Raw genomic sequence first — 14,918 nt, forward strand, 5'->3', positions numbered from 1 at the left:
CAGCACGGTGCTACGGTGCCATGCTTGGTACGAATTCCGCCTCGCGCTCGGCTGCAACTTCGCGCACGATCTTCACGCGCGCTGGGGCGGCCACGCGAAGCCGCGCGAGCTGGCCGGACTTCTTGACCAGCGCGACTTCGATTTCCGCGCCGGCAAAGCGCAAGACCTCGCCGGCCCGGACGTCCCACACGGTGCAGGTGCGGCGACGCTCGTCCATCACGCGCCCATTGCGTACTTCGCACGCTGCGCCGGCGACAGGCGCGCGATCGCCTCCTCCAGCTCCCAGCCTTCGAGCTGCTCGAGGTGCGCGAACTCGCCGCCGACGTCGCCCGGGCCGTCACCGCCAGGCACGCCGGCGATCGACTTGGGCACTGCGTCCACCGGCGGGCGGCGCTTGGCCTTGGCTTCGGCCACCGGATCCGCGCTCGCAGGCGCCGCAGCGCGCGCAGGCGCCAGGCCGTGCAGCGCGAGCACCCGCTTGTGGGCCTCGGAGAGGAACCACTCCATCGGCCGCTCGGCGTTGGCCGGGTTGTTGGCCAGCGTGCGCACGAACGAGTCCAGGTCGGCGGCCTTCTCGGCGTCCTTGCGGTAGTCGACGCCACCGCCTTCCGGGGTTGCGGCGCGGGTGGCGAGGTTGTCGATTGCGCGCTGCCACTGGGCGGCGGCGTTCTGCTCGGCCATCTCGCGGGCGATCTCGGCCTTCACGCGGGCGGTGCGCAGCTCGTCGCGCTCGGCGATGATCTGCGCGCGCTTCTCGTCGAACTCCTCGAAGTCCATCTCGCCGGCCTTGAACCGGGCCTTGAGGTCGGACTCCTGGCTGTCGAGCGACTTGACCTTGTCCTCGTAGCCGTCGGGCAACGGCGCCTGGTAGGCGGTCTGCTGCGCCACCGGCTGGGCCGGCGGCTCGGGCGCCGGCTCGGGGTCTGCGTCGGCTGCCGCCTCGGCTGCGGCGTGCTCGGGCTTCTCGGCGGCGTCGTCGCCATCCCCTTCGCCGTCGTCGTCCGGATCGTCGTCCTCGGCGTCGGCGTCGGCGTCGGCGTCGTCGTCACCGGCATCGCCGGCGATGCGCGCCATTGCAGCGCGCTCGGCGTCGTCCATCTCGTCGCCCTGAATGGCTTCGATTTCTTCGGGGGTCAGGGTGTCCAGGGCGTCCTGGTCGAAAGCCGCACTCATGCGCGCTCCTATGGTGGGTTGAAGGCGGTCAGTCATCGGAGGCGACCTTGGCCGCGTCCATCATCTTTCGCTTGGCCATGGCTTGCGCCTTGGCGTAGCGGCTGGCGTCGCCCTTGATCTTCTCGGCTTCGATGAGCACGTTCAGGTCCGACTCGACCTTCCATTCCTCATCGGGCTTGACCGACGTCATCGGCTTGCTGCGTTTGGCCACGGGCCTCTCCTGTCGTTGGCAGACCGGCGCTCATGGGACCATGCTTGCCACGAAAAAAGACCCCGCACGGTTGCCCGGCGGGGCCAAAGCGGGCGCGATGCCCACCCCAGAGACAGACGGTGATCAGGCCGGCGCGGCCGGCCTCGTGTTCATGCGCTGCTCGAGCTCGGCCAGGCGGCGCGAGAGCTGGTCAATGGCGCGGTCGCTGCCGGCCTGGATCTCGGCCACGCGCTCGCGCGAGGCGGCTTCGATACGGGCGCGCTCGATGGCGACGTCGGCGTCCTTGTTCGCCTGGATCGTGCGGGCGGCCAGCTCGGCGTTGGCCTTGCGCAGCGCATCGGACAGGCGGTCGATCTCCTGTGCCGCCTGCGCGCGCACCTGGTCGATGGCCGCCTGCATCTGCCCGTCCGGGGATCCGGCGCCGGCTTCGGCCTCGAGCTTGGCGGCGCGGGCGTTGAGCTCGCGCACCTTGGCCCGGGCTTCTTCGAGCGCCAGCATGGCCTGCTCGCGCTGCATCTGCAGCGCCTCGACCTGCATCTGCTGCTGCTGGGCGAGCTGCTGGGCCTCCTCGGGCGTAGGCTCGACCGACGGGTCCGGCTGGCCGGTGATCTGGCGGATCTCGCGGGCGATCTCGTCCTTGTTCGGCAAGTCCGAGTAGTCCATCGCCATGGCCATCAGCCGCAGCGCGACCTCGGGCGGCAAGCGCATAGCCATCGCGTTGAGCGACTCGAACATCACCTGGCGCAGCGTGCCGGCGTAGTCGGCATCGGCCACCATGAAATCGGCCATCGAGGCGGTGATGTCGTTGATGAAGCGCACCGTCCCGTCGGCCTGGACCTCAGGCTGGTTGACCTTGACCCACTCAAGCGCGCCCTTGGCGCCGGTCAGGCGCACCACCTTCTCCTCGGTGTAGAACTGCTCGGCCAGCACAAGCTGCTTCTCGCCCTGGACCTGGACGGCGAAGCGCAGGTTGTCGAACGGCTCGGTGGTGACGACGCTGCCCTGCAGCTGGCGGGCCTTGATCGCCTCGCCAGAGACGGCGTTGGTGCGCCGGCCAAGGTTTTCGTCGGACACGCCGGCCGACTTCTGGATGCTCTGCGCCGCCAGCGTCATCATGCTGATCTGGCCGGTGGCCGCGTCCGTGTCGCGCCGGATGGCGAACTCCTTGCCCGGCTTCTTGAGGACCACGCCATCGGGGCGGCTCACCTCGTCGCGGGCCACATCCCAGTCGGCCACCGCGCCCTCGTCGGCGATGATCTGGTTCGTGTTGAGAAGGAAAAGCGCCTTGGACGCGCGCTTGTTCAGGTCTTGCTGGATGTCGCGCACCCGCCGGATGACCCCGTAGGGCAGCCGGTCGCTGCCGCGGCGGTAGCACCAGACGGGCGTCAGCGTGAACCGGTTGTGCCGGAACACGGACGGCGCCATGGCCAGCATGTGGGTGTCGGTGAAGACCGCCACGTGCACGCGCATCACCAGCTTCTCGATGATGCTGCCGCCGACGCGGTTGAGCGCGGCCATCAGCGCCATGTCGCGCTCGTCGACGAACGCCCCGCGCAGGGGCCCGGAGCTGACCAGGCGGGCCTTGACCGGCATCCGGTACTGGGCCTCGATCAGCTTGACCCGGCGCCGCTTGGCCTCGCCCACGGACGCCGCGCCGAAGCGGCCGGTGCGGGTGGCCTCGGTGCCCAGCAGCTGCGCGCGCTCCTCCGGGTGCCACCAGACCTCGTCCTCGTACTCGTCGGTGGTGCGGTGCTGCGTGTCTTCGACCGCCTCGCGCACCTGGTCGACGCGCGAGGGGAACATCTCGGCGGCGATGTCCTCGTCCACCCAGCGCCAGCGGAACAGGTAGCGGGCGTCCGACAGGTCCAGGTCGTAGGAGGTGGAATCCCACAGCACCTGGCGCCAGTCTTCGTACTTGGAGTAGATGATGTCCTGCGTCGGGTCGTCGCGCACGCCATCGTCGAGCCAGCCCACGCCGACCTTGACCGCGTCGGCGAAAGCACGCGAGCGGTTGAAGGTCACCCGGTTGACGTCGGCGGTGTACTTGAGCACCTTGGTCTTGACGTCGGCCATCTGGACGTCGTCTTCGGTTCGCGGCAGCACCCGCCAGTCGACCTTGGCGCGGCGCTCGGTGCCGATGATCCAGTCGACCATCGGCGCCACCTCGTTGTAGACGAGCGGCATTTGCCCGCGCGACTGCAGCTCGGCGGCATCCTGCGGATCCCACTGCAGGTTGTCGTAGAAGTCGGAGTCCATCGCCATCTCCAGGCGATTGGCGGACTGCCTGTCCTTCTCGTGGTAGTACCACTCGAGCAGCCGGCGGTGCACCTTTCTGGCGGCTGCATCGTCCAGCGGGTTGGACGGCTGCTCGGTGACGGAGGCGTTGAGCTCCATCGACTCGGCCTGGCGCCGGTAGTAGTCCTCGCCCGGGGCCGTCGTGCGCTTGATGCTGAAGTCCAGCGGCTCAGCCATATTGGACGCCTTCCTTGTCCAGCCGCACGTCCTGCTCGGCCAGCACCTGGCCGTCGGCGCGCAGCTGCATGCTGCCGATGCTGGCGGCGTGCTGCTCGGGCAGCGGGGCCGACGGCATGCGGATCAGGTCAGGCAGGCCCTCGTGGATGATCGTGGCCACGCGTACCCAGTTCGGGCGGCTGGGCTCGATGCCCAAGACTTCGCACGCCTTGGCGCACTGGCTGGCCAAGTAGGTCGGGTCGTCGTAGCGGAACGCGGCCGACTCCATGACGATGTACCAGGGCGCGCCGGGCCGGTAGGCCGGGATCAGCACCATGGCCCGCTCGTCGTTGACCCAGGTGTAGACGGCGATGATGTCGCCGTGCTGGCGCGTCAGGTGCGCCTTGCGTGTGTCGAGCGATGCGCCCATGCGGACTCCAGTCGATTCTGGGTCTGCACGGTGCCATGCTTGCCACGAAGGACGGCTGCTAGACCGCCATCGCGCCGCCGCGGCGCTTGAACACGGCCGGCTTGGCAGCATTGGTCATCTGGTCGGCCACCAGGCAGGCATAGCGCCAGTTGTCGGCGCCGTGGCTGTACTCGTCGTGCACCGGCGCGCCCGGCTCCAGCGTGCGGACGTTGACGTGACGCCGGTAGCGCTTCAGGCACAGCACCAGGCGCGCCGCCCGCGTCTCGTCGAAGAACGCCTGGCGAAACGTCAGGCGGGCCACGCCGATGCCTTCGTGCACCGGCACGTTCGGGATGGCGTTCACCTCGAAGCCCAGGGCCTCCATGATTTCGGCGGCGCTCTTGCCGGTCTTGAAGTCACGGTGGAACCCGTCGTGCGGCAGCCAGATGCCGCCCAGGTTGTAGCGCCGCGCCCTGATCTCCTCGGCGTACCAGTCCAGCGTCTTGTGGCTGTCCTCGATGTAGTCGATCACGCGCAGCTCGGAGGCCACGCGCTGGTAGAACCCGACGGTCATCGCGTCGTTCCAGCCCAGGTCGAACACCGGGTGGACCTTGAGCATGGGATCGTATGGCACGGGCCGGATGCGCCGCTCGAGGGTGGCCTGCTCGATCTCCTTGGCGTAGATCGCGCCGTCGACCGCCGACTTGGTCTTGCCCTCCCAGATGTTGTCGTAGCTCTCGCGGTCTGTGAGGTAGCAGTGCTGGCGCTCGGTCTCCAGCTCGGCCGGGAACCAGGGGTTGTCCGAGTAGTTGACCTTGACCACCTTGGCGCCGGGCGGCGGGTTGAGCACGAACCGCGTCCAGGTGTCGTCGTCGTCCAGCTCCGGGTTGAAGCTGACCCAGATCTCGGAGCCGGGCTTGCGGATGGTCGGCACCAGCAGATCCCAGGACTTCTTGCTGACGGTTTGGGCCTCCTCGACCCAGGCCACGTCGACTCCCTCGAAGGACTTGATGTTGGCGGCGGTCTGGCTCGACAGCCCGGAGAACAGAACCTCCGACCCGTTGACGCCGCGGATTTCGGTCTCCAGAACGCGAAACTTCTGCGCCAAGCCCATCGACTCGATCTGGTCGGACAGCAGCTTGTGCACCGAGTCCTTGATCGACTTCTGCACCTCGCGCGCGCACAGCACCCGCATCCGGCGCATGCTGGCCAGCAGCAGCAACGCGCGGGCAAAGCCCCAGCTCTTGCCGCTGCCGCGCCCGCCGTAGGCGACCTTGTAGCGGGCCGGCTCGAACAGGAACTGCAGCGCGTCCGGGAACTCGACTTCAGCCATTGGCCTTGCGGAAGACCACCTCGACCATCGCGGCGGCGGCCTCGCCCTGCTGACGGTTGTCGACCTCGTACAGCCCGAAGTGCTTGAAGAGCTTCTCCAGCGCAGCGTTCTTGTCGGCGACCTTGTACTTCTTCGTGTACCCGACGAACACCCGGTCGGCGCCGGAGCCCTCGTAGACCTCCTGGATCTCGACCGCCTGGACGGCGGCGGCGGTCTCGTCGTCGAGCTCGTGGATCGGCACCGGCGAGCCGTCCTCGCGGTAGAGCTTGCGGATGTCGAAGCGGGCCAGGCGCATGGCTTCGCGCAGCACGTCGGCCGCGGTCATCTCGGCGCGCTCGGCCGCAGCGGCCTGCAATTCACGCACCCTTAGTGCAATCTTGGGGTCAGCCATCAACTCTGATGCACAGGCGTGGATCGACCCCGGTTTCGTGCCCGGCTTGACCTTGTAGGCCGCCCGATACGCATCCGCCTGGCTCTTGCCGCTCGCCACCTCGCGCGCGAAGCGCTCCTGCTGCGGTGTCAGTTCACCGTTCCTGGCCATCGTCGTCTACCTCATCGTCTGTTTGCGGCTGCACATTCTCGGCCGGTATTTCGTAGGTCGTGTATCGGTGCCCGCAGGCACACGCGGGCTTGCGCATCGTCCAGCCGTAGCGCCAGGGCCGGGTTTCGACGACGGCGCCGCGGTGATCCTTGCAGGCGGGGGATGCGCTCATTGCTTGGTCGCCCGGTAGCGCAGGTATCGCTCGTTGCGGATGGAGTCGCTGATCGCCTCGACCAATCCCTGCTCGCGCAGGTAGGCCAGCGCCCAGTCGGTGGCGACCTTGCTGCGGCCGGCGCCGGACACGATGAGGTGATGACGGAAGAACCGGCCCGGGTGCGCGCGCAGGAACTCCAGCACGGCCTCCGTGGCGCTGCCTGGGCGGATGACGCCTGGCGGTCGCGGGTTGTAGCGGCGCGCTGGCGGCTGCCCAGGCTCGACCCGGGCGAGCTGCTGAGACATCCAGGACAAGGGGTCGGTCATTGCGCTGCACCGGCATCGGTTTGCGCGCGGCCAGCGATACGGAGCATCGCGGCATCCACGGTGAGCAGCGCGGCGGTGATCTGGTCGGTGCGCAGCGGCGGCGGCTCCTGATCGGCGTGCACGACTGCCGTGCGCAGCGCCTGCAGCTCCTCGCCGGTGCAGCGCCAGGTGCCGGTGCGGTCGTGGCGGGCGATGAGTCCGCGCAGGGCATCGAGCCCCGCCTCGGTCACCTCGAGGTCGCGGCCGGCCCGGGTGAGCGCCACCCAGAGGTAGTCGAGCAGCGCGGCCAGCGTGTGGCGTGCGCTCTCCAGCGCTTCCGGGTCGGTGCCCGCGCGAAGGGTCTCCAGAGCGCTGTAGGCGGGCAGGATCAGGTCATTGCGCATGCGGCTCAGTACCGGTCGGCCGATGAGGCGCGGCCGGTAGGACTTTCGGGGCTTGGCGCTACGCGGCATGGCGACTCTTGAGGATCAGGTCTGTCATGGCTCGATCTCCACGGCCCGCACGATCGCCGCGCCCATGCGCACGACGCCGCCGCGCATCACCAGCAGCACGTCGACCTGGCCGTCGTCGTGCCATAGCCCGCCCTTGGTGCACGCATCCAGCAGCGCCTTGGCCCGGTTGTCGATGTCGATCAAGGCGCGCGTCGGGGCGTGCAGGATGATCTCGACGGCGGCACGGCCGGCGATCCGGCGCCCTGCCCGCTGGCCGAGCACCTCGCCGGCGGCGCGCTCGAAGTAGGCCCGGCCGTCGGATGACAGCAGGGTGCGGGGCTTGCCCTTGATCGCGACGTTGCGCCAGATGGCATTGACCGACGGCGGCCACGGCAGGCGCAGCTCGATCGCGTCGGCGGGCAGGATGGACGGGCGCCCGAAAAGCTCGACGGCCTGGCCTCGATCAGCGACGCGGGCGGTCATCGCCAGTCCCCCCATCGGCCACGGTTGCCGCGGCGGTACTGCTCGCGTGCGTCGGCACGCAGTTGGTCGGCGGCGTCCTTGCCTCGATGTCGCTGCACAAGCGCCAGGTAGTTGCCAGCACGCGCGCCGATGCTGCAGAGGTAGCGCACTTCGCACAGGTGGCGCTGCTCACGCAATTTTCCGGACAGCATCGGCCAGCCGCAGCACGCGTACGCCACCACCGCTCGCGGAGCCGCGCGCCAGAACAGCCCTGGCCTTCTCGGGCGCTCCGATCAAAACCGGATCAGCGATCGGCAGCCCACTGCGGCTGTTCGCGGCCTCCGAGATCCCGATCAGGCGCGACGGGTATTCCGGGCGCTCCTGGCGCATCGCATACCCGCGGTAGCGATTCTCGAACTCCCTCGCCACGAACGGCCACTCGTCCTCCGACTTGCGCCCGAGCGGGATCCATCCGCCCATGTCGTCGACCACTCGATGCACCAGCGGGTCGTCGAACACGACGGAAGCGTACGTGCCGACCCTGCGCACCGCCGCGTCCACCTTCGACCACGCCAACTGCGCCGCGTCGACGGTGCGCCCGCCGATCATCCGGACAATGTCAGCCGGCTTCGGCATGAACTGCCCGGTGTCGGGGTTGACCAGGTGGCGGCTCATGGCGTCGCGCACCGCAGCGAGATCGAACGGCCGCATCGCCTGCCACCACACGCTCAGCGCGAACTCGCTGAGATCCTTGCCGTAGAAGTCGTGCACGCCCTGCAGCAGCGCGCAGAAATCGGTGTAGTCCTCAGTCCGCATTGCCCACCTCCATGAGTTCCGGCGGACGCCAGCGCGCCGCCACTTCCGCGTTTCGCCGCTCCAGCGCGGCCTGCTTCGCGTCCCTCGGTGGGGCCGCCCCAACGGCCGCGATGCGCCGGGCCTGGCCCGCCCATCGCGTCAGGATCGCGGCAACGAGCCCGATCCCGACCCGCTCCCCGGGGTGTTGGCGGACCGCCTCGTCGCACGCTGCGCCGAGCGCGTCGACGGTGACGCCCTGCTCCGCCAGGGCGAGCAGCCTCGGGTCACTGCCGTTGGTATCCACCCCTCGACGCCGAGCCTCGATGGCGAGAGCCACCGCCCCGGTCGGTCGATCGGACGGGCCACCGGGCGCGGGCTCGCGCGCTTGGACGGCACCTGATTCCGAACGAAGTGAGGAATCTGCAGATGCAGATGAAGAAGAAGATGAAGGGGGGGGCTCAATGGGGGGCTCGAAGGGGGGGTGCGGACCTTCGGTAATTGCGTCGCGGACAGCCCCCCATTCGGCGTCGATCCACTCCCCGTCGCGAGACCCCTCGAATTGCTTCAGCAGGTAAGCCTCCGCGGCCTGCATGTCGGACACCTGGGCACTCCACAGCAGGGAGATCTCCTCGCCGACCTTGCTCCGCAACGAACTCATCCGCTGCTTAAGATGGCGGGTGACGCCGATCTTGATCGGCCCGCCAGAGACACGCCGCGCTGCGTATAGGAGGCCAGGTCCGTCGAACTGGCCACCGCGTCCTCCGAGGCTGCCGTAGTCTTTCCCCTTCACGCCGTGCGATGCCCCCGCCTTGCCGCCCTCCGCGCGGGCGTTTCGGGTTGCCTCATCGCGCACCATGCGGCGGCTGTAGATCACGCCGCTCTCCGATCGGGATAGCACGCCGGCCTCCTCGAGTTCGGCGAGCAGCGTGCCGCACTCCTTCCCCGACAGGCCGACGAGACGCGCAAGCTGCGCAGGCTGCATCGCCTTCCCGCCGATGACAAGGTGCCCGTATGGTTCGCAGTCGTGCATGACGCACATCAGCTCGACCCACAGGCCGCGAGCAGCGATGGAGCAGGACTGCAGCGCGGAGTCGCGCCGCCAGTCACCCGGGTAGAACTGGAACGACGGTCGCTTCATGCCGCCGCCCTCACCGCGGTGTAGCGCTTGCGCTCCCGCTCCCGGTGACACGCCAGGCATCGACGCGAGCCGTCACGCTTGATTGAGACGTTCGCCCCTGTGTACTCATGCCCAGCCGGGCAACGGCGCGTGCGAGCAGCCTTGGCAGACGGGCCTTCGCCGCGCAGAACGTTCTCGCCTCGCGTCACAACTTCCAAATGAACCGGGTTCACGCAGCGTCGATTGCGACACAGGTGGTCGAGCGTCATGCCGTCAGGTATCGGGCCGACAGTTCGTTCGTAGAGCCAGCGATGCGCGTAGTGAGGCCGCCCTTCAAAATGGAATTGGCCGTACCCGCCACCCATCAGACCGGCTGTCCATTCCAAGCAGTCGCCGGCCTTCTCGACCTTCGCCGCAAATCGTGCCCAGGCCACGCGCACGCCGGCCTGTCGAGCGCCCTCGCTGAACCCGCCGAGCCCAGCAAAGAGGTCGATCGCGGTCAGCACGGCCCCCTCCAGGGCCGCGGCGCGCCGGCAGCCACGCTCGGCCGCGTGGCGAAGTCCATCGACCCCTCTCGACGCGGCGGCGGTGGCGGCGGGACGTAGGTGTCGCGCGAGAAAGATGGCTGCGCGCTGGGGACGAGCTTCGCGCCCAGGGGAGTGACGCGCAGCGCTCCGCCGCGGAGACGAAACAGAAGTCCATCCCGGATCATTCGCCCGACCACTACGGAGACGTGCGAACCGCCGAGGGTGCTGGAGAGCGTGCGCATGAGCTGTCGCTCATTTGCCGCCCTGCCCTGCGCGATTGCGGTGCAGATGAGTTGGCGGGCAATGCCGGTGTCGCTCACGATGGTCCCCCATTCATCCGATCGTTCTCCCATCGACCGCGATCCAGGGGCCGGGCTAGTCTGCGCAACATGGACAGGTCACCGAACATCGCGCGCTCCAGAACCGTTCTGGCGAACTCGGCCTTCGGGACGCCCGCCACCGCCGCCAGCGCGATCACGGCCTCCTCCAGCTCTTCGCTGACGGGGATGTCCAGGCGACGCGATAACTTCCCGCCCTCGTGGGAGCCTCCAGAGCGTGCGAACCTCGGTTCGTTCGTCATGCCGACCTCCAGCCGCCGTGCCTGGCGCCGTGATGGGCGGCCGCCCCGTCCCGTGGCAGCATCGAGCTTCCACACGCGAAGCCTTCACGGGAGGGGCGACCATGCGCGACCAGCGAATCGTCGACGCGATCAACGACCGCAAGCTGATCCGGTTCACCTATCACGGCCATCTCCGTGTCGTGGAGCCGCACACCTACGGTCGGGATCGGAAGAACCACGACGCCGTTCGCGGGTACCAAGTCGGCGGATCCAGCTCCAGCACATCGTTGCCAGAGTGGCGGGTCTTTCATGTGGCGGAAATGACCGGACTATCGGTGACGTCACGCGGATTCCCAGGTGCACGGCCCGGATACGTGCGAGGCGATACAGCGATGACCGCCATCTACGCGCAGCTGTAGCCGCACCGCAGTCGCACGGCCCGGCCGGGTACGCCGGCGCGTTGTGGACCGCACAGCACGACCAGTGCGAACGTGCCGCCCGCTCGCACAAACGCTCGCGCCAGCCTTTCAGGTCGCTCATGCGGCCTCCCGGCTCGGGACGGGCGGTGCCCCGTCGGTCTCGACCAGCTCAGGCCAGATCGCCCACCAGTCATCGGGCCGGAGGTCCCAGCGTCGGACGACGGAACCAGTGGCTCGTTCGATTTGGAGGCATCGCTCGATCGGGATGGGGCGGGCGCCCGTCTTCCACTGACTCACCAGCGGAGGAGGCACACCGAGCGCCTGGGCCAGCGCTGCATTCGATGACCCCACGAGGTATTCGTGCAGATTCATGCCACGAAGCATAGCGCGCCGCTAGTCTTTGTCAATAGCGCTGCGCCACACCACAAGCGTAGCGGAACGCTATTCAATGGCGGCATGAAAACAGTCGGCGAGGTCCGCAGAGAGAATCTAGGATTACTCCGCGACCGCTACGGAACATGGCCAGCGCTGAATATCGCGCTTGGCCGGAGTGCTCGTGACGCCACCCTGGGGCAAATCTGGAATCGCAACCCGGACAGCAAGACCGGGCGGCCTCGTCAGATGGGCGACCGCTTGGCGCGGGCCATCGAGCAATGCCTCGAGCTTCCCGAGGGATGGCTCGATGTCCCTCATGAAGCACCCACATCAGCCCCGCAGGGTGATGCAGTTGCGCCCCCGCAATCTGGTGGGAGCCGCCCCAAGATTGCCTGGCACTCCGTCATCGCCTGGGAGACGCCTGCCGATCTTCCCGACAACGAGTTCGCCCTCGTGTCGCGCCGCGCGGTGAAGTTGGCCGCCGGCAACGGCAAGCTCGTGTTCGAAGACGAGGAGTTGCCTCCCCTGCCCTTCCGTGCCGACTGGTTGCGCGGCCGTCGGGTGACGAAACACGCGAACCTGGTGATCGTCTACGCCGAGGGCGACTCGATGGAGCCCGACATCCGCGACGGGGACGCCGTGCTGCTCGACATGGGCCAGCGCGAGATCGTCGACGGCCAGGTCTATGCCATCGACTACGGCGGGCACCTGAGGGTCAAGCGGCTGCAGAAGCGCTGGGACGGCGGGCTGATCATCCTGTCCGACAACAACGAGAAGTACCCGCCGGAGTCGCTGCCGCCTGACCATGCGAGCCACATCATGGTGCTGGGGCGGGTAATCTGGCGGGGTGGGTCGGTTTAGGGATGGAGTACTCGCTTGATAGCGCGACAGCCTTCTTGGCGGCCAGCAAGCAGGCAGTCCGGCGGCTCGAGTGGGTACGCCGCCCGTCGGAGCGCGAGGCGCAATGGTATGAGGCAGTCAGCCCCGTAGCCGTCAATGGGGTCATCCAGGAGGCGACGACGCTCCGCATTCAATGGCGTCCGCCTACTGGTTCTAGGCTTGAGATGTACAACGCAGGCCTCCTATTTCTTGGGAAGCGCATCTACGCCGTGGACTATGACCCTGACAAGACGCACAAGAACAAGTGCGGCATCGGACGGCCTTACTTCGGGAAGAAGATCGGCCCAGGAACGCACGTTCACACGCCGTCTCAAGATGGCACCGGATATGCCGAACCGATGGACGACTTCGGGGCGTTAGAGCGACTATTCCACTACTTCGTGACGTCGGCGCGCATCGACGTCCCCGGTGGATTGGCGAAGACGCCGCCGCTCCAGCTTCAGTTGCTGCCATGAACTGTTCAGAGATCATCAACAGCCTAGGCTTCGATTGTGCGCCGCGCCCGAACGCCGGTCTGCGGGTGTTTTCGCCGTTCACCTTCGGCGACGGGACGGGAATCGGTGTCTATGTGGAGCCTCTATCCGACGACAGCGCGCTGGTGACCGACCATGGCGACGCTTTCATGCACCTTAGTTCGCATGGTGTCGCGATCACCCACCGCAGGCTCCGCTGGGCTCAGCAACGCTGCTCTGGTGTCGAGGTCTCTGACGGTGGCGTGATCCAGGCTGTCGCAAGAATCTCGCAGCTTGGGGACGCCATCGCATCCGTGCTCGATGCGGCGCTCTTGATTGGCCACCAGCAGCAGGACTGGACCCCATCAGTGGCACGCGAACGCTTCGTGAAGCAAGTTGCAGCTGAAATCGAACGCGTTGCGCCGCAGCGGCTGCTGCATTCTCCGAAGGTCGTCGGATTCAGCGGACATCAGCTTGAGTTCCCTCTCGGCGTCGAGCTTTCCGATTCCGGCATCGTCTACATACAAACGGTTGCAGCGGTCAACGACGAGCTCGACTGGTCCACCGTCTACCGGACGGCCGGCAAGATGACAGACATCCGCGAAGCTGGCATCGCCTCTGATCGGCGCGTTGTTGTCATCGACGACCGGAGCGCGATCGATGACATTCCGCGGGCTATGACCCTGCTCGGAACGAGCGCCACGGTGCTCGAGTTCAGTCACCGCGGCAGTTGGATCGAGCGGTTCGCCGCGTAAGACGCCATGTTTCGACAGCACCAACCCCGCCTCGGCGGGGTTTTTCGTTTCCGGAGCACCATCAGCAAGCGAGAACGCAAAGCCTAGCGGCGCGCTATTGACTTGATGCATAGCGTTGCGCTAATCTTCCTCCATCGCGTCGCCACGCATGGAGGAAACGATGTCAGCAGTCGCAGCAGCCAGGCACGCCAACCCTGGCGTCCAGTTCGGGCACCTCGGCCGGGATGCGGCCGTCTCTCCTGATCCGCGCCTCGACCTGAGCCGCGGCTTCACGCCGACGATCGGCGATCGCGTCCGCGTGATCGACGCCGATGCCCAGCGCCGCGTCCAACTCGGTCCGCCGCGCTTCGCCGGCCGCATCGGCATCGTCGAGCACGTTCCCGCCGGCTACGACATGGCCTACGTCCGGCTCGATCCGACGGCGCGCGGCAAGGAACGGGTCGAGTGCTTCGGCTCCCGCCTTCTGAAGGCCGCGTGATGCCGGCCCGCCAAGACCACCAAGCCCAGCAGGACGAGGAGCGCCGCGCGATGGAACTCGTCGCCGGCCTCGCTGTGATCGGCGCCGTCAGCATCGTCGGCCTGGGCATCGCCGCCTTCGCCGACCAGTTGACCGGCCTCGACTTCGTTGCCCGCGCACTCGCCGTATTGGGAGGGCTGTGATGAGCACCGGACTTCCCCGCCTGGCCAATGCACGCCTGTACCGGCACCCGGCCTTCGCGGTCATCAGCGACCTCGAACTGGTGCCGATGGTGCTCGAGCGGGCCGAGTGCAACGGCATCGACGCCCTGGACAGCGACGACCCGGTCAACGAACTGTGCGCCGCCGGCTGGGAGCAGGACTGTTGGCTGGAGCCCTCGCACGGCGACGGCGCCGGGCATCTCGACTCGCTGCTGATCCACCTGATCCGCGACGTGCGCCGGCTCAAGCGAGAAGGCAAGGAAAACGAGGCCGAGCACGAGGCATACCGGCGCGTCCTGGCACTTGGCGAGCGGCTGATCGACTGGATGCGCCACAGCGAGAGCCCGCAGCGTGTCGCGCTCGACGAGCTCTACAGCGAGCACCAGGACCGCGCCGAGGTGGCGCTCATGGACGCGGCGGGGGTGTGACGTGACCGGCTTGCAGACCTACTTGATCGTCCGCCGCGCGCGCCGCGACCGGCTCGCCCGCATGCCGAAGGTGCGCACCAGCGAGGACCGCGAGGCCGAGCGGCGGTCCGAGTCGCTGGCGGTCGCGCTGTTCGTGGCCTTCGTCGTCGTTCCGCTGGTGCTGTTGTTCGCGGACCGGCTCGCCGACCTGGACTACGGGCAGCGGGCGCTGATGGCTGTAGTGGAGGTGGCGCGGTGAAACCGATCTTCACCCGCCGGCACGCCCTGGTGCCCGTGGCCGAGGCGCTGGCCCGCTGCGACGTGGCACGTGCGCGCCGCATCGACCCACCGGTGCGCATCGACCGGCAGCCGGACGCCGAGGCGCTGGCCCGCTGGACAGGGCGCGTGTTGAAGCGCGCCAACCCGAAAGGATGGAACTGAGC

General features: G+C 67.9%; 26 protein-coding genes. 9 read left to right on the forward strand and 17 right to left on the reverse strand.

What is annotated here, in order from left to right; genetic code table 11:
- Positions 1 to 10: 10 nt before the first annotated feature.
- The 16 genes from HNQ70_RS06725 to HNQ70_RS06795 form a co-directional block, all read right to left on the reverse strand.
- Positions 11 to 217 (reverse strand): carbon storage regulator, encoded by a 207-nt coding sequence (locus tag HNQ70_RS06725; protein WP_183965629.1) that lies wholly within the window; start codon positions 215 to 217, stop codon positions 11 to 13.
- Positions 217 to 1,173, reverse strand: a complete 957-nt coding sequence (locus HNQ70_RS06730; RefSeq protein ID WP_183965631.1) for a hypothetical protein — start codon at positions 1,171 to 1,173, stop codon at positions 217 to 219. The genes HNQ70_RS06725 and HNQ70_RS06730 overlap by 1 nt, the downstream gene beginning before the upstream one ends.
- 28 nt (positions 1,174 to 1,201) lie before the next feature.
- Positions 1,202 to 1,384 (reverse strand): hypothetical protein, encoded by a 183-nt coding sequence (locus tag HNQ70_RS06735; protein ID WP_183965633.1) that lies wholly within the window; start codon positions 1,382 to 1,384, stop codon positions 1,202 to 1,204.
- Positions 1,385 to 1,507: 123 nt separating this feature from the next.
- Complete coding sequence (locus HNQ70_RS06740; protein WP_183965635.1) at positions 1,508 to 3,856, reverse strand: portal protein; 2,349 nt, start codon at positions 3,854 to 3,856, stop codon at positions 1,508 to 1,510.
- Positions 3,849 to 4,265: a hypothetical protein gene (locus tag HNQ70_RS06745; RefSeq protein WP_183965637.1), complete on the reverse strand. Its 417-nt coding sequence runs from the start codon at positions 4,263 to 4,265 to the stop codon at positions 3,849 to 3,851. The genes HNQ70_RS06740 and HNQ70_RS06745 overlap by 8 nt, the downstream gene beginning before the upstream one ends.
- Positions 4,266 to 4,323: 58 nt before the next feature.
- Entirely contained in the window at positions 4,324 to 5,577 is a 1,254-nt protein-coding gene (locus HNQ70_RS06750) for a PBSX family phage terminase large subunit (protein ID WP_183965639.1), read from the reverse strand.
- On the reverse strand, positions 5,570 to 6,118 hold the full coding sequence (locus HNQ70_RS06755; RefSeq protein ID WP_183965641.1) for a terminase small subunit: 549 nt from the start codon (positions 6,116 to 6,118) through the stop codon (positions 5,570 to 5,572). Before HNQ70_RS06755 ends, HNQ70_RS06750 begins: the two co-directional genes overlap by 8 nt.
- Positions 6,102 to 6,290 (reverse strand): NrdR family transcriptional regulator, encoded by a 189-nt coding sequence (locus tag HNQ70_RS06760; protein WP_183965643.1) that lies wholly within the window; start codon positions 6,288 to 6,290, stop codon positions 6,102 to 6,104. Before HNQ70_RS06760 ends, HNQ70_RS06755 begins: the two co-directional genes overlap by 17 nt.
- Positions 6,287 to 6,598 (reverse strand): hypothetical protein, encoded by a 312-nt coding sequence (locus HNQ70_RS06765; protein ID WP_246434830.1) that lies wholly within the window; start codon positions 6,596 to 6,598, stop codon positions 6,287 to 6,289. Before HNQ70_RS06765 ends, HNQ70_RS06760 begins: the two co-directional genes overlap by 4 nt.
- Positions 6,595 to 6,981 carry a hypothetical protein gene (locus HNQ70_RS06770; RefSeq protein ID WP_183965645.1) on the reverse strand — a complete coding sequence of 129 codons (387 nt, stop codon included), beginning with the start codon at positions 6,979 to 6,981 and terminating at the stop codon, positions 6,595 to 6,597. Before HNQ70_RS06770 ends, HNQ70_RS06765 begins: the two co-directional genes overlap by 4 nt.
- 93 nt (positions 6,982 to 7,074) lie before the next feature.
- Complete coding sequence (locus HNQ70_RS06775; RefSeq protein WP_183965647.1) at positions 7,075 to 7,512, reverse strand: RusA family crossover junction endodeoxyribonuclease; 438 nt, start codon at positions 7,510 to 7,512, stop codon at positions 7,075 to 7,077.
- A complete protein-coding gene (locus HNQ70_RS20620) occupies positions 7,509 to 7,703 on the reverse strand; it encodes a DUF7696 family protein (protein WP_425504341.1) in 195 nt (64 codons plus the stop codon). Before HNQ70_RS20620 ends, HNQ70_RS06775 begins: the two co-directional genes overlap by 4 nt.
- Positions 7,681 to 8,262 carry a DUF6475 domain-containing protein gene (locus HNQ70_RS06780; RefSeq protein WP_183965649.1) on the reverse strand — a complete coding sequence of 194 codons (582 nt, stop codon included), beginning with the start codon at positions 8,260 to 8,262 and terminating at the stop codon, positions 7,681 to 7,683. Before HNQ70_RS06780 ends, HNQ70_RS20620 begins: the two co-directional genes overlap by 23 nt.
- A gap of 34 nt (positions 8,263 to 8,296) precedes the next feature.
- Positions 8,297 to 9,424 (reverse strand): GIY-YIG nuclease family protein, encoded by a 1,128-nt coding sequence (locus HNQ70_RS06785; RefSeq protein WP_183965651.1) that lies wholly within the window; start codon positions 9,422 to 9,424, stop codon positions 8,297 to 8,299.
- A complete protein-coding gene (locus HNQ70_RS06790) occupies positions 9,421 to 9,909 on the reverse strand; it encodes an HNH endonuclease (RefSeq protein ID WP_221302701.1) in 489 nt (162 codons plus the stop codon). The genes HNQ70_RS06785 and HNQ70_RS06790 overlap by 4 nt, the downstream gene beginning before the upstream one ends.
- A gap of 337 nt (positions 9,910 to 10,246) precedes the next feature.
- Positions 10,247 to 10,510, reverse strand: a complete 264-nt coding sequence (locus HNQ70_RS06795) for a hypothetical protein (protein WP_183965653.1) — start codon at positions 10,508 to 10,510, stop codon at positions 10,247 to 10,249.
- Between the two features lie 101 nt (positions 10,511 to 10,611).
- Here HNQ70_RS06795 and HNQ70_RS06800 point away from each other — a divergent pair, with 101 nt between their 5' ends.
- Positions 10,612 to 10,908: a hypothetical protein gene (locus tag HNQ70_RS06800; protein WP_183965654.1), complete on the forward strand. Its 297-nt coding sequence runs from the start codon at positions 10,612 to 10,614 to the stop codon at positions 10,906 to 10,908.
- A 117-nt stretch (positions 10,909 to 11,025) separates the two neighbouring features.
- On the opposite strand, the gene HNQ70_RS06805 is transcribed toward HNQ70_RS06800, so the two are convergent.
- Entirely contained in the window at positions 11,026 to 11,292 is a 267-nt protein-coding gene (locus HNQ70_RS06805; protein WP_343060676.1) for a transcriptional regulator, read from the reverse strand.
- Between HNQ70_RS06805 and HNQ70_RS06810 the strand changes: the two genes are divergently transcribed.
- From HNQ70_RS06810 to HNQ70_RS06840, 8 genes are all read left to right on the forward strand, one after another.
- Positions 11,269 to 12,144, forward strand: a complete 876-nt coding sequence (locus HNQ70_RS06810; protein WP_183965658.1) for a S24 family peptidase — start codon at positions 11,269 to 11,271, stop codon at positions 12,142 to 12,144. The two genes, HNQ70_RS06805 and HNQ70_RS06810, sit on opposite strands and share 24 nt — an antisense overlap.
- A 2-nt stretch (positions 12,145 to 12,146) precedes the next feature.
- Complete coding sequence (locus HNQ70_RS06815) at positions 12,147 to 12,638, forward strand: hypothetical protein (RefSeq protein WP_183965660.1); 492 nt, start codon at positions 12,147 to 12,149, stop codon at positions 12,636 to 12,638.
- Positions 12,635 to 13,390, forward strand: a complete 756-nt coding sequence (locus HNQ70_RS06820) for a DUF1828 domain-containing protein (RefSeq protein WP_183965662.1) — start codon at positions 12,635 to 12,637, stop codon at positions 13,388 to 13,390. Before HNQ70_RS06815 ends, HNQ70_RS06820 begins: the two co-directional genes overlap by 4 nt.
- Positions 13,391 to 13,550: 160 nt before the next feature.
- Positions 13,551 to 13,868, forward strand: coding sequence for a KOW domain-containing RNA-binding protein (locus HNQ70_RS06825; protein WP_183965664.1), 318 nt, complete (start codon positions 13,551 to 13,553; stop codon positions 13,866 to 13,868).
- Positions 13,869 to 13,918: 50 nt separating this feature from the next.
- The gene (locus HNQ70_RS20370; protein WP_281381510.1) at positions 13,919 to 14,050 is read left to right on the forward strand and encodes a hypothetical protein; all 132 of its coding nucleotides are present in this window, start codon (positions 13,919 to 13,921) and stop codon (positions 14,048 to 14,050) included.
- The gene (locus HNQ70_RS06830) at positions 14,050 to 14,496 is read left to right on the forward strand and encodes a hypothetical protein (protein ID WP_183965666.1); all 447 of its coding nucleotides are present in this window, start codon (positions 14,050 to 14,052) and stop codon (positions 14,494 to 14,496) included. Before HNQ70_RS20370 ends, HNQ70_RS06830 begins: the two co-directional genes overlap by 1 nt.
- A 10-nt stretch (positions 14,497 to 14,506) precedes the next feature.
- Complete coding sequence (locus HNQ70_RS06835; protein WP_183965668.1) at positions 14,507 to 14,734, forward strand: hypothetical protein; 228 nt, start codon at positions 14,507 to 14,509, stop codon at positions 14,732 to 14,734.
- The gene (locus tag HNQ70_RS06840) at positions 14,731 to 14,916 is read left to right on the forward strand and encodes a hypothetical protein (protein WP_183965670.1); all 186 of its coding nucleotides are present in this window, start codon (positions 14,731 to 14,733) and stop codon (positions 14,914 to 14,916) included. The genes HNQ70_RS06835 and HNQ70_RS06840 overlap by 4 nt, the downstream gene beginning before the upstream one ends.
- Positions 14,917 to 14,918 lie beyond the last annotated feature (2 nt).

Origin of the sequence: Quisquiliibacterium transsilvanicum (assembly GCF_014202215.1) — a bacterium.
In the GTDB taxonomy this organism is placed as follows: domain Bacteria; phylum Pseudomonadota; class Gammaproteobacteria; order Burkholderiales; family Burkholderiaceae_E; genus Quisquiliibacterium; species Quisquiliibacterium transsilvanicum.

What these genes read in the sequence shown, in the direction of transcription:
- HNQ70_RS06725 (WP_183965629.1), bottom strand. Translation starts at nt 217, where the DNA reads ATGGACGAGCGTCGCCGCACCTGCACCGTGTGGGACGTCCGGGCCGGC.
- HNQ70_RS06730 (WP_183965631.1), bottom strand. Translation starts at nt 1,173, where the DNA reads ATGAGTGCGGCTTTCGACCAGGACGCCCTGGACACCCTGACCCCCGAA.
- HNQ70_RS06740 (WP_183965635.1), bottom strand. Translation starts at nt 3,856, where the DNA reads ATGGCTGAGCCGCTGGACTTCAGCATCAAGCGCACGACGGCCCCGGGC.
- HNQ70_RS06745 (WP_183965637.1), bottom strand. Translation starts at nt 4,265, where the DNA reads ATGGGCGCATCGCTCGACACACGCAAGGCGCACCTGACGCGCCAGCAC.
- HNQ70_RS06750 (WP_183965639.1), bottom strand. Translation starts at nt 5,577, where the DNA reads ATGGCTGAAGTCGAGTTCCCGGACGCGCTGCAGTTCCTGTTCGAGCCG.
- HNQ70_RS06755 (WP_183965641.1), bottom strand. Translation starts at nt 6,118, where the DNA reads ATGGCCAGGAACGGTGAACTGACACCGCAGCAGGAGCGCTTCGCGCGC.
- HNQ70_RS06760 (WP_183965643.1), bottom strand. Translation starts at nt 6,290, where the DNA reads ATGAGCGCATCCCCCGCCTGCAAGGATCACCGCGGCGCCGTCGTCGAA.
- HNQ70_RS06765 (WP_246434830.1), bottom strand. Translation starts at nt 6,598, where the DNA reads ATGACCGACCCCTTGTCCTGGATGTCTCAGCAGCTCGCCCGGGTCGAG.
- HNQ70_RS06770 (WP_183965645.1), bottom strand. Translation starts at nt 6,981, where the DNA reads ATGCGCAATGACCTGATCCTGCCCGCCTACAGCGCTCTGGAGACCCTT.
- HNQ70_RS06775 (WP_183965647.1), bottom strand. Translation starts at nt 7,512, where the DNA reads ATGACCGCCCGCGTCGCTGATCGAGGCCAGGCCGTCGAGCTTTTCGGG.
- HNQ70_RS20620 (WP_425504341.1), bottom strand. Translation starts at nt 7,703, where the DNA reads ATGCTGTCCGGAAAATTGCGTGAGCAGCGCCACCTGTGCGAAGTGCGC.
- HNQ70_RS06785 (WP_183965651.1), bottom strand. Translation starts at nt 9,424, where the DNA reads ATGAAGCGACCGTCGTTCCAGTTCTACCCGGGTGACTGGCGGCGCGAC.
- HNQ70_RS06795 (WP_183965653.1), bottom strand. Translation starts at nt 10,510, where the DNA reads ATGACGAACGAACCGAGGTTCGCACGCTCTGGAGGCTCCCACGAGGGC.
- HNQ70_RS06800 (WP_183965654.1), top strand. Translation starts at nt 10,612, where the DNA reads ATGCGCGACCAGCGAATCGTCGACGCGATCAACGACCGCAAGCTGATC.
- HNQ70_RS06805 (WP_343060676.1), bottom strand. Translation starts at nt 11,292, where the DNA reads ATGCTTCGTGGCATGAATCTGCACGAATACCTCGTGGGGTCATCGAAT.
- HNQ70_RS06815 (WP_183965660.1), top strand. Translation starts at nt 12,147, where the DNA reads ATGGAGTACTCGCTTGATAGCGCGACAGCCTTCTTGGCGGCCAGCAAG.
- HNQ70_RS06820 (WP_183965662.1), top strand. Translation starts at nt 12,635, where the DNA reads ATGAACTGTTCAGAGATCATCAACAGCCTAGGCTTCGATTGTGCGCCG.
- HNQ70_RS06825 (WP_183965664.1), top strand. Translation starts at nt 13,551, where the DNA reads ATGTCAGCAGTCGCAGCAGCCAGGCACGCCAACCCTGGCGTCCAGTTC.
- HNQ70_RS20370 (WP_281381510.1), top strand. Translation starts at nt 13,919, where the DNA reads ATGGAACTCGTCGCCGGCCTCGCTGTGATCGGCGCCGTCAGCATCGTC.
- HNQ70_RS06830 (WP_183965666.1), top strand. Translation starts at nt 14,050, where the DNA reads ATGAGCACCGGACTTCCCCGCCTGGCCAATGCACGCCTGTACCGGCAC.